General features: G+C 60.8%; 5 protein-coding genes. All 5 read left to right on the top strand.

Annotated elements, in window-relative coordinates; all coding sequences use genetic code 11:
• Nucleotides 1–2: 2 nt before the first annotated feature.
• From VCK47_RS06730 to VCK47_RS17980, 5 genes are read left to right on the top strand one after another with little or no spacing between them, the layout of a single operon-like run.
• Nucleotides 3–4,967, top strand: coding sequence for an Eco57I restriction-modification methylase domain-containing protein (locus VCK47_RS06730; RefSeq protein ID WP_322889936.1), 4,965 nt, complete (start codon nucleotides 3–5; stop codon nucleotides 4,965–4,967).
• Entirely contained in the window at nucleotides 4,964–5,821 is an 858-nt protein-coding gene (locus tag VCK47_RS06725; RefSeq protein ID WP_322889935.1) for a hypothetical protein, read from the top strand. Before VCK47_RS06730 ends, VCK47_RS06725 begins: the two co-directional genes overlap by 4 nt.
• 21 nt (nucleotides 5,822–5,842) lie before the next feature.
• Nucleotides 5,843–12,244, top strand: a complete 6,402-nt coding sequence (locus VCK47_RS06720; RefSeq protein ID WP_322889934.1) for a DEAD/DEAH box helicase — start codon at nucleotides 5,843–5,845, stop codon at nucleotides 12,242–12,244.
• Nucleotides 12,241–14,424 carry a UvrD-helicase domain-containing protein gene (locus tag VCK47_RS06715; protein WP_322889933.1) on the top strand — a complete coding sequence of 728 codons (2,184 nt, stop codon included), beginning with the start codon at nucleotides 12,241–12,243 and terminating at the stop codon, nucleotides 14,422–14,424. Before VCK47_RS06720 ends, VCK47_RS06715 begins: the two co-directional genes overlap by 4 nt.
• Complete coding sequence (locus VCK47_RS17980; RefSeq protein ID WP_416236652.1) at nucleotides 14,376–15,080, top strand: transposase; 705 nt, start codon at nucleotides 14,376–14,378, stop codon at nucleotides 15,078–15,080. The genes VCK47_RS06715 and VCK47_RS17980 overlap by 49 nt, the downstream gene beginning before the upstream one ends.
• Nucleotides 15,081–15,155: the final 75 nt, after the last annotated feature.

Raw genomic sequence — 15,155 nt, 5'->3', positions numbered from 1 at the left:
TGATGGACCTGATCGGGATCGAAAACGAGGCTGAGTTCTTCCCATCAGGGACCCTGTCAGACGTTCTGAAGGATGAACTTCAGGACATCACCTCCCGCTGGGCCGGTCTGAACCGTAGCGCGCACCCGGTTGAACGGTTGATGGCCATCGCCGGCCCAACCATGGAGGCGCTGCGGCAGGTCCGTAATAGCTCTGACCAGTCCCGGCGCGTAGAGCTGGTTTTGGACGCCCATCACGCCCTGCTATCCTCCCTCGGCTATACGTGGCGGCGTGAGGGGGCTTTTTCGGCGCTGGACGGGGCACCTGTGATCCCGCTCGTTTCCCGAGCTGCTGACGCGACCGGGCGTGACGCGCTCTGGGTAATCGAAGCGCCGGTCCCGGCGCCTGATGACGAGGCCTCAGACCCGCTTGGCTCCTGCTTTGCAGCTGATCAAGTGCCTCTGGACCTACGAGAGGCGGCTCTTCTTGACCGAACTATCGAGTCCATCCTTGCAGAAGGGGTGTTCGAGCTGTCTGACGGGCCGCGCCACGTTCTGGTGTTGGGCCTGTCCCAGCTTGTTCTGATCGACAAGCGGAAGTGGCCCGCCCGATCGGTCCTGCGGTTCGACCTTCAGGAGATATTCACCCGCGCGGACCAAGACACACTGACGGTCATGGCTTGCCTGATATCGCGTGAGGCGCGTGTGCCTGATCAGGGTGCGCCGATTTCGGACCGGCTCGAGGAAGAGGCACAGCGAAACGCCAACGCTGTAACAACCTCCCTGAAGCGGACTGTCCGGGACGCGATCGAGCTTCTCGGTCAGGAGGTCATCGCAGTGACCGACGGCAAATATCCGTCAACCTTTCCTGACCAATCTCGACGTGGTGTCTGGATTGACGGGCCAGAGCTCTCTCGCGAGTGTCTGCGCTACATGTATCGGCTCTTGTTCCTGTTTTACGCCGAGGCAAACCCGCGCCTGAAACTTCTCGACATGCGTAACCCGATCTACGCTACAGGGTATTCGCTCGAGGCGCTGCGCGAGCTCGAGTCCGTCCCGCTTCGGACCATGGCTGACCGAGATGGAAGCTTCCTCTGGGAGAGCCTTCAGCGGACTTTGAACTTGCTTTACTCCGGCCTCGACCTCGCGGATGAGGAGAATGGGAACGGGCTGCGACTTCCCGCAGTGAAAGTGTCCCTCCTCGACCCGGACAGCACTCCGCTCCTGAACAGTCTCCGGCTGCGCAATGAGGCGATCCAGCAGGTAATCAGGCTCCTATCCCTCCGCTCTACCGGAAAAAGCACGGGCCGGATCTCCTACGCCAAACTCGGGATCGGTCAACTGGGTGCAGTCTATGAAACCCTCATCTCTTTCACTGGAGTTGTGGCAAAGGCGGACCTTATCGAGCTGAAGCCCCGCAAGGGCCGGTCGAATGACGCGCCCGAAGATGGGGAGGAATTGGAGGCATCCGAACCGGACGATGAAGTCGAAGAGGAACTGTATAGCGACGATGAAACCGAACAGGTAGAGGCATTCCGCCGCGATCCGATCGACAAGCTGGCCCCGAGCTGGTTCGTCCCACGGAACCGGATAGGGGAGTTCGCCCCGGACGAAATCGTGTTCAACGGCTCTGAGGCGCTGGTCTACCCCAAGGGGACCTTCATCTATCGGCTCGCTGGTCGGGACCGGGAAAAGTCCGCCTCCTACTACACGCCTGAACCGCTCGCGCGGCTCCTTGTCAAACACGCGCTGATGGAGCGATGCCGCGATCTGACGGCAGACCAGCTTCTTGAACTGAAAATCCTCGAACCCGCGATGGGGTCCGCCGCATTTCTTGTAGAGACCACGAACCAACTCGCCGACCTCTATCTCGAACGCAAGCAAAAGGAGACGGGCCAAACCATCCCCCAAGAGGACATCGTCATCGAAAAGCAGAGGGTCCGGGCCTATATCGCGGACCGGAACTGCTTCGGCGTCGATCTTAACCCGATCGCAGTGGAACTGGGTGCGATTTCGCTCTGGCTTAACAGCCTGCATGGCAGCGAATTCTCGCCCTGGTTCGGAGACCAGCTTCATGCCGGGAACTCCTTGATTGGGGCGCGTCGCGCGTCCTATTCCCCGTTGCTCCTCACCGCCAAGAAACAGGCGGACCTCTGGCTCAACGGGAAACCGGACGAAATCGGCTGGCGCAAACGCCTGCCCGACGGCCATATCTGGCAGTGGCTCCTCCCGGCCAAGGACATGGCGAACTTCGACAAGGACAAGTCGATCGCCCCTTTCGCCAAGCCCGCGCAGGATCACATCAAGGCATGGCGCAAGGCCGGTTTCTTCAAGGAACTTGAACGCCACGAGGTGATGCTTGTCCAGAAACTCAGCCGTGTCGCCGAGGCCTTGTTCGACCGGGTGGCCGATGACCTCGCCAAGACCCGTGCAGCGGCGAACGATGCGATCACGCTGTGGCCGGACAAAGAGATCCCGGGCAACAGCCAGATGGATTTCCACCAGAAGGAACAGCTGAACGCCCACCTGATCGGCGCGGATCACGCGACGAACACGCTCCCTTATAAGCGGCTCAAGACCGCGATGGACGCGTGGTGTGCGCTCTGGCTCTGGCCGCTCGACATGGCGCATCTGCTGCCCAACCGGCGCGAGTTTCTGGAAGGCATGCGCCTGATCCTTGATGGCGGGTTCTCTGCCGACGGGTCGCTTGCGATGGAATCCACCGCAGACATCAAGGACCCGTCCCCCGACTTCTTCGACCAGTTGGAGCCTGACGCCCCGGCGCGTGACCTGTTTGGGGCCGCCGCCAAGCGGCAGACCAAGGATCAGGATACCCTGTTCCGGGAAACCAATGTCGAGGCGCTGATCGAGACCTTCGACTGGCTCGGCGTCGCGGTCGCGGTGGCCGAACGCGAGCGCTTCGTGCATTTCGACCTGATCTTTGCCGACGTGATGCGCGCGCGCGGCGGTTTCGACGTGATCGTCGGGAACCCGCCTTGGGCCAAGCCCTCGTGGAACGAGGGGCTGGTGCTGGCGGATATCGATCCGCTTTATGCGGGTCTGTCGGCGTCGGACGCGAAGAAGGTACTTGGCGAGGCGCTGCCGAAGGCGCCGCCCGTGCGGCGTGAGGGGCGGACGGTTCCGGCGGTCGAGGCTTTCCTGCAGGACTTCGTCTCGACCCGGGGGGCTATGGAGGTGACCTCGTCCGAGGTGATGAACCCCTTCGCCGGGGGCGGGTCGAACAACCTTTATCGTTGCTTCATCGACCTGTCGTTCCGGCTGGTCGCGCCGCAGGGCTATGCCGCGCTGATCCATCAGGACGGGCATCTGGGCGACCCGAAGTCGGGGGCGTTCCGGCGGCACTGGTATGCGCGGATCGCGAAGCATTTCGAATTCATCAACCGAATGAAATCTCGGAACTTTATGGAGGTTGATCATAACGTCAGGTTCAGCCTGAACATCTACCGTGGTGAGCAACGCGCTCCAGATTTCGAAAAATTCACATATGCCTTCACTGCGGCACAGATTGAGGACTCGTATGCGGATCAGGACGGCATCGGCCCGGTCCCCAGCATCAAGAATTCCGATGGAAACTGGGACACACGCGGTCATCGTGATCGAGTCATGCGTATCGACCGCCAAGCGCTCTCGGTGATCCATGCTCTCGCCGAGGAGGAGACTGTCCCCGTTGAAGAAGCCCGGTTCATTCAACCCTATTCGGCAAGAACCCTCGACGTGTTTCGCCAGATGGCACGGTTCCCGAAACTGGACGCGGCAATCCCGAAGATCGAGCGGACCGTAAGCACGGCGACAGGAGAGCGGACAATTGAAATTCCGCTGTGGCAACAGTCACCCCACTGGCACGAAACGGCCGCCCAAAAGGACGGGACGATCCGGCGCGAGACAGGGTTCCGCCCGGCGGATCAGATGATCCTGCAAGGGCCACTGTTTCACGTTGGGAACCCGCTTTACAAAACGCCCAAGGCGATCTCGCGCACCAATGCGGATTACCTCGTTATCGACCTGACCACCTCGCCTGAAGACTATCTGCCACGTACGAATTATGGTCCGGCACTGGAGATGACCGACTACCGGAACCGGATGACCCAGTGCCGCTGGGACGCTACCAAGGGCCATGCCGATTTCTATCGCGTCGCGTTTCGGAACATGATCGCTCTGAATGGAGAGCGCAGCTTGATCGGTGCGATGATTCCGCCGGGCGCGACGCACATACACAAGGTTGAAAGCATCGCTTGTGCGGATGTCTCAGCTTCTCTGACGATACACTCATTCGCTTGTTCGATCCCGTTCGACTATTTGGTAAAGGCAAACGGACGCGGTGACCTTTTCGCTTCTGACATAGGTCGGTGGCCGTTCCCAGATCTTGAGGAAACGGCCCAGCACCGCTCCCTGCGACTCGCCTGTATCACCTCGGCTTACGCCGATCTCTGGAACCGGCACGTACCCACGTTCAATGCGCTCCCGTGGTCCTCCCCTGACCCCCGACTCCAGCTGGAAGGCCCGGTCGAAGGTCCGGCCACGTGGGACCGGACCGCAGGCCTCCGGACCGAATTCGCTCGCCGCATGGCACTGGTCGAGATCGACGTGCTGGTGGCGCAGGCGCTTGGCCTGACCCTCGACCAGTTGATCGAAATCTACCGGATCTACTTCCCGGTCCTTCAGGAGAATGAGGCGGGCACCTGGTACGACCAGAACGGCCGGATCGTCTGGACCTGCTCCAAGGGGCTGCCCGGCGTCGGCTGGCTCGACGACCGCGGCAAAAGCCCCGGCCGCGCCGCCTGGGAGCGTATCCTCGCCGACAACCCGCCCGAACTGACCTGCACCGCCATCGACGACACGATGCCCGGCGGCCCCCGCACCGTCACCCGCCACTTCGTCGGCCCTTTCACCCAATGCGACCGGATCGAAGACTACCGCCGCGCCTGGGCCCATTTCGAGCGGCTGAAAACAGCGGAGGCCGCTGAATGACGGGCGTGCAGGGAGATCTGTTTTTGGAACCTGGACCGACCGGGATCGACGCCGTGCTTGCGGAAACTGCGGATCGCATCGATGAACTTTACCGCGCCGCCAAAGAACCGGGCGCGACACCGCCGTGGGCCAGTCTGTTCAACCGAATTTCGGGACATACCCACATGGCCCCGTTTAATCTGATGCTGGCAGACATTCAGCGGCCGGGTGCTCGCTACGTGGCTTTCCCCGACAAATGGCGGGAAATCGGTCGCGAGGTAAAGCCGGGCTCTGTTCCCATCGTCGTACTGTGGCCTTTCTGTCCTGTCAGGTGTGCTTATGAACTGGCTGACACCACGGGACCCAAAGAAGAGGATGCGGTTTTAGACCGGGTGTTCGGCGAACCGCATGAGATCAAGGCGGGTATGTCTGAAAAGCTTGCACGTCGTGCTGAGAAGGAAGACCAAATTTCGACCTCTTTCGTTAAAATGGCATCTGGCCGTGGTGGCGATGCTCGGGCTGTTCCGAATTCAACGGGAGCAAAAGGAACGTCGACTGCTGCACGGTGGCTGGTCCGTATCAATTCCGATCTTAATCAGGCGGCAAGTTTTCGTATCTTGGTTCATGAGCTTGCGCACATTTACCTTGGGCATCAGGGCGGAAATGGAAAAAAATGGCCGCATCGCCGACCAGAAGGACTCGATGCTCGAGAATTTGAGGCAGAGGCAGTGTCGTTTATAGTCGGGCGCCGTTTCGGGCTGCACACGAATTCGGCGGAATATTTGAACGCATATGTAAAAGAAAACACGCTTGAACATGTCAGCTTTTCAACAATCGCTAGGGCGGCAGGACGGATTGAACAGCATGCGCGGTAATGTTCTGATAGGTCTAATTGAATGAATCCGGTACTTCTCGCCCGTCATGTGCAGGACAGTCTGCGCGAACTGGTTCACACGACGCTGAACAGCACCAGCCCCGCCTTCGAGGGGGTTGTCGACCGTTTCATTGCCGAGCCCGGCAACTTCCTGAAGGGCCCATGGATCTCGGTGGACATGCCGTTCCGGCAGATCGACGGAGCTGCGGACGGCACATGGGAACAGCCTTTCCCGGAGGTGCCGCTGCGCTTCGCCCCTTATCAGCACCAGACGGACGCCTTCGCGCGGCTGAGCGGGGCGACACTGCAATCGACGTTGGTGGCAACCGGAACCGGGTCGGGGAAGACGGAATCCTACCTCTGGCCGATCCTGGACCACTGTCGGCGGAACAAGGGGAAGCCCGGGATAAAGGCGATCCTGATTTATCCGATGAATGCGCTGGCGACTGATCAGGCGCGTCGGATCGCGGCGGCCATTTCCGGGATCTCGTCACTGAACGGGATACGCGCTGGAATCTACGCGGATGCAGAACCACAGGACCCGGCACATGAGGTGACCTCGGACAGCGTCATCACGCATCGCGAGACGATGCGGAAGAACCCGCCCGACATCCTACTGACAAATTACAAGATGCTCGACTACCTCCTCCTGCGCGGTCGGGATAAGCCATTGTGGGCGCGGAACGATCCTGAAACGCTCCAGTTCCTCGTGGTCGATGAAATGCACACGTTCGACGGGGCGCAGGGGGCGGATCTCGCCCTCCTCCTGCGACGCTTGAAATATCGGTTGAACACTCCGAAAGGACACCTGGTCTGCGTCGGCTCCTCTGCTACGCTCGGCTCCGGAGACGAGGCAGAGACGGAGCTCAGGCAATATGCCGAAACGATCTTCGGGGAGCCGTTTGACGCCGGTGCCCTGGTCCGGGAGACACGGAAGAAGCCAGATGAAGTGTTCGATGATCCCGAGTATTTCAGCCTACCCGACCCCGCTGGCATTCACATAGCCCTGCGTGATGCAGTTGAAATGGATCAGTCGTCGGCTGCCGGGCGACTGGCCTCATGTCTCTTTCCAGACCGGGACGACCCGGATCTCGCCTTCGTGGACGCAGGGGACCCAGCAGATCTCACTTGGCGGATCCTCCTTGGAGAACGGCTCAAGGATCACGTTCTGGTTCAACGGACCCTCAAGATTGTTGCGCTGCATGAAGGGCCAGCATCTCTTGAAGCGGTTGCGACAGGGCTCGCACAAGTCAAGATCATCCGGGATTGGAGCCATCAGGACCATTGTGCCCTTGCCGAGCTGGTGGTGGCCCTGGCCGCGTGGGCCAGATCGGGCTCGCCTGAAAGTCCGCGTCCACTTTTCAATATCCGGCTCCAGCTCTGGATCCGCGAAATGTCACGGATGGTCACGACCTTGCCGCGTTTTGAACCAAGCGGGGCCCGCTCAGAACTGGACCTTTTTCACGCCATGGATCTGGACCGACAGATGCTTCGCCAAACCCTGCCGGTTGTGAACTGTAATCGTTGTGGGGCAACCGCTCATCTGGGGCGCCAGGATTCCAAATCGAAGTCGCTGCATGCCGACCTGGAACAACTCTATCAGGAGTTCTTCGACGAGAATGGGGCAGACCGAATCCGGCTCATCTACCACGACTCCATCGACAGAATGGTTCAGGCCAGCGGGAGCGGTGGCCAAATCGTGAAGGGGCTCCTTGATGCCGAGAGCGTCGAATTCACCCCCGCTGACCATAATGGAGTGGAGCCGGGATCGGCCTCGCCGGTCTGGGTTTACAACCCGACTGACCCAAATGGGAGGATCGACCGGACTTGCCCCGCTTGCGGACAAGCGCGTGGGCTTTTGCTGTTCGGGATGCGGGCGGCGCGTCTGACGACCGGGATAACCGGGACGCTTTACACCTCGGAGCAGAACGAGGAGCGAGCTGACGCGAAACCGCGCTTTCTCATGTTCTCGGACTCGGTCCAAGACGCGGCGCATCGCGCTGCGGTCGCCGAAACCCGAAACGCCCTATCCGTCTATCAAAAGGCCCTCTACACCGCGCTCTGCAGCGCCGAGCCGGGTGCAATGAGTCTGCGCGAGGTCATCGACGATGTGCCGAAGGCCCAGCTTGCCGAACTCGGCCCGGACGCGTTCACCGCAGTATTCATCCCGAAGGAACTGACTTGGCGCCGCCGGTACCGCGATCTGATAGAGAACGGGACGACGATTTCTGACCCGATCTTTCTCGAACACATTCGGCTTCGCCTCGGTTGGGAGTATTTCGTCGACCTCAGCTACCGGGCTCATTTCAACCATACGCTCGAGGTAAACGGGGTTGCGGTCGCAGAGGTTCCGGCAGACCTGTTGCGGGTCTCCACGGAGCGGCTGGCTCGCGAGCTTCGTAACGACTTGCCAGGTGCGCCGGAATTCGACCCGGTGCTTTTGACCCGGTTCCTTGCTGGAGTGGTGCAACGGATGCGACGGCAAGGGTCCGTCGCGCACCCTTATCTTGAGAGCGCGGTCGCGACCGCGAGAGGGAACTACGGGCTGAACTGGTTTGCAGCCGCCATTCATGTGGGCGTCGGAAGATCTGGCTCTCTGCCCAATCCAGATGGTCGGAGGGGTCTGGCACCGATCCCCGTGACGCTCGGCCACGCGCCAACTGGGTTCGAACGGATCACACGCTCTGGCACGGCGAGCTGGTATCGCGACTGGCTATTCCGGATGATCGGGCCGTCCGACCTCCGCTACGGAACCGACCCAGATACAATTTATCCAATGGTGCTTCGCCGACTCGAGGCTGACGATATCGTTCGGTGCGTCAACGGACCAGAGGGGCAGAACCGCCACGCCTGGCTCTTGGTACCAGAGAGGGTCACCGTCTCCACTTCCACGATTGGGCTCACCTGTGATCGCTGCGGTCGGCGTGAGATAGGGCTTGCCGAAAATGCGCCGACCGTCGTTGGCTCACGATGTACGCGGATCGGCTGCGACGGGCACCTCACCGCCGCGGATCGGCCGGATCGGCCTGCTCTGCGTCGGTCCCTCCTTTCGGATCGAAATCACAGGGTCGTCGCGCGCGAACATACTGGAATTCTTGAGACGAACGAGCGGCTGCTGGTCGAGACGGGATTTATCAAAGGGGAGACCCGCTGGGCCCCGAACCTGATTTCTGCCTCCCCGACCCTCGAAATGGGGATCGACATCGGGGATCTGTCTACCTTGCTCCTGAGTTCCGTCCCGCCGGAGGAGGCGAATTACGTCCAGCGGATGGGGCGAAGTGGTCGGCGTGACGGGAACGCGCTGAACATGGTCCTTGCCAACGCCCGCCCGCATGACCTCCAGTTCTGGGAAGATCCGACGCCAATGCTGGCGGGGCAGGTTCGCCCGCCGGGTGTGTTCTTGGCCGCCGAGGAAGTTCTATTGCGCCAAGTGACGGCCTTCACACTTGATGCCTATGTCTGCGCCTCAACGGAGAGCGGAGACTACGGAAAGGTCCGAGACGTATTGAAGCGTCGGGGATCCGGGGCGCTCGACGGGTTTCCTGTCGAATGGCTGGATATGGTTCGGCACCGCGGGTCAGAATTGGCGGAACAGTTCCTGTCCGGACTGCCACAGGAGGTCCAGGACCGGACGGATCTGGCGAATAGGATCAGGTCCTTCTTGACCGGAATGGACGCCGCCTCGATCGGGTGGCGTGTGGGTGCGGCGCTTGATGCGGCTGCCACGGATCGAGCGCGGCTTGTAGAGAAGCGGGAGGAGGCAACCAAGGAGCTCAAGCGCCTCCAGAAACGACGCGCGGAGTTGACTGAAGAAGAATTTCTGCGCCGCGAGCAGGACATCAATCGTGACAGGACCGAGATCAACCGGATGATCCGGAGTGGGATCGACGACGTGCCGATGATCAAGTTCCTCACAGACAACGGAGTCCTGCCAAATTACGCCTTTCCGGAAGAGGGGGTCAAGCTGACCTCGATCCTGTCTCGCCGGAACGATGGCGCAGTCCCGCGCGATGAAGACGGGCTTCTGCATGTGGAGTATTCTCGTCCGGCCAGTTCTGCCCTGTCGGAGTTTGCTCCCGGCCAATTTTTTTACGCCAACGGACGTCAGGTGCAGATCGACCGGATCGACATCGGTAAGGAGGATCTTGATCGCTGGACTTTCTGTCCTGCCTGTTCCCATGTCGCGCACCGGATTGAGGGGGCCGAGAGTCGCACGTGCCCGCAATGCGGTGACGAGATGTGGTCGGATAGCGGCTCGGAGCATGATGTGGTTCAGCTCAAGTCCGTCATTGCGATCGACAGCGAGGAGAAGGCGGCGATCCGGGACGGGGATCAGCGGGACCAGCGTCAGTTCGACCGGGTCCTCATGCCGTTCCATGGGCCGCAGGATATCGCAGCCTCATGGTTCACCAACCGGGAGACGGGTGCTCCGTTCGGATTTGAGTTTCTACCGCATTGTACGTTCCGGGACTTTAACTTCGGTCCGAAATCAACACTCCCGGGGCCGAGGATCGCCGGAGAGCGCCGTCCGGCGCAGCCGTTCCGGATATGTCGGCATTGCGGTTCTTTGCAGGGGCCGCCCAGAGGTGAGGATGACCGGGGTACGCATCCGCCGAACTGTCTCGTGATGCGGGATCAGGACTTGCCCCGTGACCGGTGGGAGACCGGAGTTTTCCTGATGCGCAAGTTCGACACGGAGGCGATCCGGATCGTGATCCCGGTGGTCGGAGACGCGGATAATGACGACTTGAAGAGCTTCGTGGCGGCGATCAACCTCGGTATGCGGCGCCATTTTGCCGGGAAGGTTGACCATATTCGATCAACCATCTTCGAGGCGCAACTCAATGGAATGACTACCGTCCGCAGCCTCTACCTCTACGATTCAGTCCCGGGCGGATCAGGTTACCTGCGCCAGATCGGGGAGCATCCAGATACGATGCGCCTTGTGATCAGCCGTGCGGCTGAAGCGTTGCGCGACTGCCCCTGTAATCAAGAGCCGGGTCGGAACGGTTGTTTCCGCTGCGTAAAACCTTACCGGTCCCAGTTCGGGCCGGGCGAGCCCGATCGTGATCGCGCGCGCCAACTCATGGAGGCAATTCTCGAGAAATGGGACAGCCTGACCCGCGCAGAGACCGGGATTGATGCCTCTATCCGGGACGCGCTCGTCGAAAGCGCTCTGGAGAAGCGGCTGCTTGGAGCCCTCTCGGCCTTTTACGGAGATGGGGCGCTTACCCCTCAGGTGCTGCCGGGTGGCCGGCGTGGTTTTGTGATCCGTGCCGGGCTGCCGGACGCGCCGCGCCTTTGGACGATTGAGCCGCAGGTGCAGATCGATGCTCGTTTCCGGGGATTGCCCCGCAAACGGGTCGACTTCTTGCTGACGCCGGTCGGGCGCAACAGTGGGCTTCCGGTCGTCATCGAGATGGATGGGATTGAATACCATGCGTCGACGGTAGCGCAGGATCTTTTGGACCGGATGCTTATGATCCGGTCGGGGCAAGTACGCGTCTGGACTCTGTCTTGGCGGGATCTCGACCCAGAGGACAAGGGCTACCTGAACCCATTGTCGGAGGCTTCACTCGGCCCGCAGATGACCGGCCCCTTGGGGCGGGCGCTCGCAAGCCCGTCTCTTGCCCCGCATGCAGTCGCAGTGCGCAGGCTTCAGTCCGCGAGCACGCTCGAAGCATTTCGGCAGCTCCTGGATGGAGACACGGATGATGAATATTCGGTCAGATCTGTCTTCGTTCGGGGGCTTGTGAAGACCGGCCGTCCGCTTGATCAATTGCCGCGCCACACTGCCCTTTCCGAGGACGGTGGGGCATTCCTTGCCTCGTCTGAAATGGCGGAACATGTCGGGGCCGGGGCGCTGGATCTTTATCTGGCTTGCCGGAAGATCACCCCCACGGAATGGGCCCAGTCTGACAGCGACGTCCGGATCCTTTTGCGCGCCGCCCTTCCGGACCCCGGCCAGCTGTCAGCCGCAAAGACGCTCTATACCGAGGCCTGGCGCGGCCTCTGGCGGCTCGTCAACCTGTTCCAAGGAGCTCGCGGGCTTCACGTCGAACTTGACGGGCTCGATACGCTGGCGCCGCCGGATATGTCCGAACCAATTGAAAAAGTCGGTCATGGGCTCGAGGTAGCGGCTTGGGAAGAGGCCCGCGCCCTATGCGACGAGGTGTTCCATCCGTTGATCGACGGATTGATTGCGGCCGAAATGCCAGGACCCGATCACTTCGGCGACGACCTTGTCGTCAACGGGCGTGTGGTCGGCGCAATGGAATTTGGATGGACGGATGCGCGCGTCGCACTTGTCGAGAACATCTACGAAGGGGTCGGTTGGACCCTGATCCGGTTTGATCCCGAGACTGACACCGTCGGGGAGACAGTCAGCAGGCTTGAAACCGCCCTTCAGGAGGTAAGAACATGACGAACACGATGAACAAGCGGGTTTCCTATGACATTGGCTGCATGAAGAGCCTACGGAAGCTTCCGGACCGGGTCGCGCTGAAATTCATGGACATGATGACGCGCTACATGTCCGATCCAACCGCGAATGGCTTGAATCTCGAAACCGTGGAAGGGTCGAAGGACAGCTCCATCAAATCTCTGCGGGTAGATCAAGGCTACCGGGCGATCGCGTTCGAGGTGGGTCGCGACATCATGTTCGTCCACGTGAACGAGCATGACAAGGCCTACCGATGGGCGGCCGGACGGCGGGTCAAGCTCGACCCGGAAACCAACCGGATCCGGGTATTCGAGGAGCTGGACGTGGAGGTGGAGGAGGTCGCGATACCGGCCCCGTCGGCGCCTCGTCTCTTTGACGAGGTGGCAGACGGACGTTTACGCGCGCTCGGCGTTTCGGAGGAAGAACTGGCAGCGGTGCATCTCGTGCCCACAATTGACGCGCTTGAGGAGACAGAGGATCGGTTCGACCCGCTCACCTATCAGATCCTTTACGCCGTCGTGGCCGGATATGATGACGAGGAAATCAGGGCATTGACCGGGGTCGGCGGTGAGACGGAGGCAGAGCCAAAGGCGTCCAGTGCTGAGCCTACCTTCGCCCAGTTGATCGAGACGGAGCAAAGCCGTCAGACCATCTTCATACCAGAGAGTCAGGAAGAACTGCGCCGCGTCTTCGAAGAAGGCCTTGAGGGGTGGCGGGTATTTCTGCACCCGGACCAGCGCAAGCTCGCCTATCGAGACTACAACGGGCCAGCTCTGGTCCGCGGCGGCGCCGGGACGGGGAAGACCGTCGTGGCGATGCACAGGGCCAAACACCTGGCGGACCAGATCGAAAAAGACACCACCCGAGCGGGCCAGCGGGTCTTGGTGACCACCTTCACCACCAGCCTTGCGCATGACATCGAGGCAAACCTGAGGACCCTTTGCCCTGCACATCTGGACGCGCGACCACCTCGGATTGAGGTCATAAACTTGGACCGGTGGGTGTCCCAGTTTCTCAAGCGCAAGAGTTTTGCCCGTGAAGTCGCCTTCTTCGGGGAAGCGCGAGACCGGCTTGATCTGGTCTGGCGGGAGGTATTCGACGATCATGAGCTGCCCGTTGGATTGTCGGAGCCGTTTGTCCGGGCGGAATGGGCGCAGATCGTGCAGGCCAAGGGGTTGACCGACCAGAGGGCATATTTGAAAGCGTCCCGGGCCGGGCGTGGTACCCCACTGGACCGCAAGAAGAGGGCGGCAATGTGGGAGATCTTCGCCGATTACCGGGCCCGCCTGATCAGTGAAGGGATTGCCGAGCCCGATGATGCCTACCGGGAGGCCAGCGAGATACTGTCTGCCGAGGCGCCAAACCTGCCATATGCGGCGGTGATCGTGGATGAGGCCCAGGATATGGGAGAACAGGCCTTCCGGCTGATCCGGGCCATTGTCCCGGAGGCCCCTTCAGGGGATCGGAATTCTCTTTTCATCGTGGGGGATGCGCATCAACGGATTTATGGGCGCCGGGCCGCAATGTCGGCATGTGGGATCAACATTCGTGGTCGCTCGAAACGGCTGAGGCTTAACTATCGAACAACGCAAGAGATACGTGCCTGGGCAGTATCCATTCTCGAGGGGGTCGCTGTAGACGACCTCGATGAAGGGACTGACACTTTGCGCGGCTATGTCAGCTTGATGCAAGGGGTTGCTCCTGAATTGGTCGCGTGTAATTCCGAAGCAGAGGAGTTGGACGGGCTGGTGGCGTGGGTACGCTCGCTGCCTCAGGATCAAATCCGGCTCTCCGATATCGGCGTACTCTGCACGCGACGAGCGGATGCAGACCGTGTTCACGCGAGGTTGCGCGCCGCCGGTCTAGAAACGGTGATGCTCCAGTCGGGTGCGGACGACCGGTCAGTGCCAGGTGTGCGTGTCACGACGATGCATCGGGCGAAAGGGCTGGAATTCTTCGCGGTGGCGATCCCGTTCTTGTCCGATACCGCCTTCCCCCCGCAGGGAGCACTTCGCGCCGCCGTGGACGGGGCGGACAAGGAGGATGTTGTCAATCAGTACAGGTCGCTCCTTCATGTCGCGGCGACCCGCGCGAAGAAAGCGCTGCGGGTTTCATGGTCCGGGACGCTGACCGGACTCGTCGGCGACGACGCCCGAAAATGACCAGAAGGTCACCTGTAACGTGGCTTTTGAAAAAATGCGAGAACCCGTTCGGGACGATACCTTGGAAGGAAATGTACCTCATGCTGCCTGAAGAAGGCGTCAGAGCGACATTCCCCAACACCGAGAGCTGCGAAGCAAGACTTGCCGCGGTGCGCTGGCCGCAGAGCGTCCAATGTCTGTCCTGTGACATGCACGATGTCGGCTACATCAAAAACCGGGCGCTCTATCAGTGCCGATCGTGCCGAAGGCAGTTTTCAGTTACTGCCGGCACTGAAGCCCACCGCTCCCGGCTGGATCTTCGAATGTGGTTCATCGCGGCTGAAGAGATCATCACGGCGTACGCAGAAGAAGCCGGGCATTACCGCCTCGTCGGACAATCCATGGCGCATCGATACGGGATTTCATATTCCGCGACTCATCGGTTGAAAACCACTCTGACGAACAGTCTCGCCGATCCCAGTGGCGGGTTGTTCGGCGCGTGCGTCTGCTTGTGCGCGCTACCCGTCTTGCGACTACCGAACCTCTCTCCAGAAGAATGGGACCGCATCCTATCGGCGGCAATGTATGACAGTGGGCGCGTAAGACGGACGCCCCATCGGGGTCCAACTTTGACACCCTTGGACGAGTCGGATCAGGGTCTGAGCCAACGGAACTGATTATGTTGCGAAGGTGGGTCATGCGCTCGAACATTGAAAGCCGGCAAGCATATGCTGTCCGATTACTGGTTCGCT

Source organism: Yoonia sp. 72 (assembly GCF_034652275.1).
Classification (GTDB): Bacteria; Pseudomonadota; Alphaproteobacteria; order Rhodobacterales; family Rhodobacteraceae; genus Yoonia.
This window is presented reverse-complemented; position numbering and strand designations above follow the sequence as displayed.

Bases quoted from the DNA above. Each gene is read 5' to 3' on its own strand.
- VCK47_RS06725 (WP_322889935.1), top strand. From the start codon at position 4,964: ATGACGGGCGTGCAGGGAGATCTGTTTTTGGAACCTGGACCGACCGGG.
- VCK47_RS06715 (WP_322889933.1), top strand. From the start codon at position 12,241: ATGACGAACACGATGAACAAGCGGGTTTCCTATGACATTGGCTGCATG.
- VCK47_RS06720 (WP_322889934.1), top strand. From the start codon at position 5,843: ATGAATCCGGTACTTCTCGCCCGTCATGTGCAGGACAGTCTGCGCGAA.
- VCK47_RS17980 (WP_416236652.1), top strand. From the start codon at position 14,376: ATGGTCCGGGACGCTGACCGGACTCGTCGGCGACGACGCCCGAAAATG.
- VCK47_RS06730 (WP_322889936.1), top strand. From the start codon at position 3: ATGGACCTGATCGGGATCGAAAACGAGGCTGAGTTCTTCCCATCAGGG.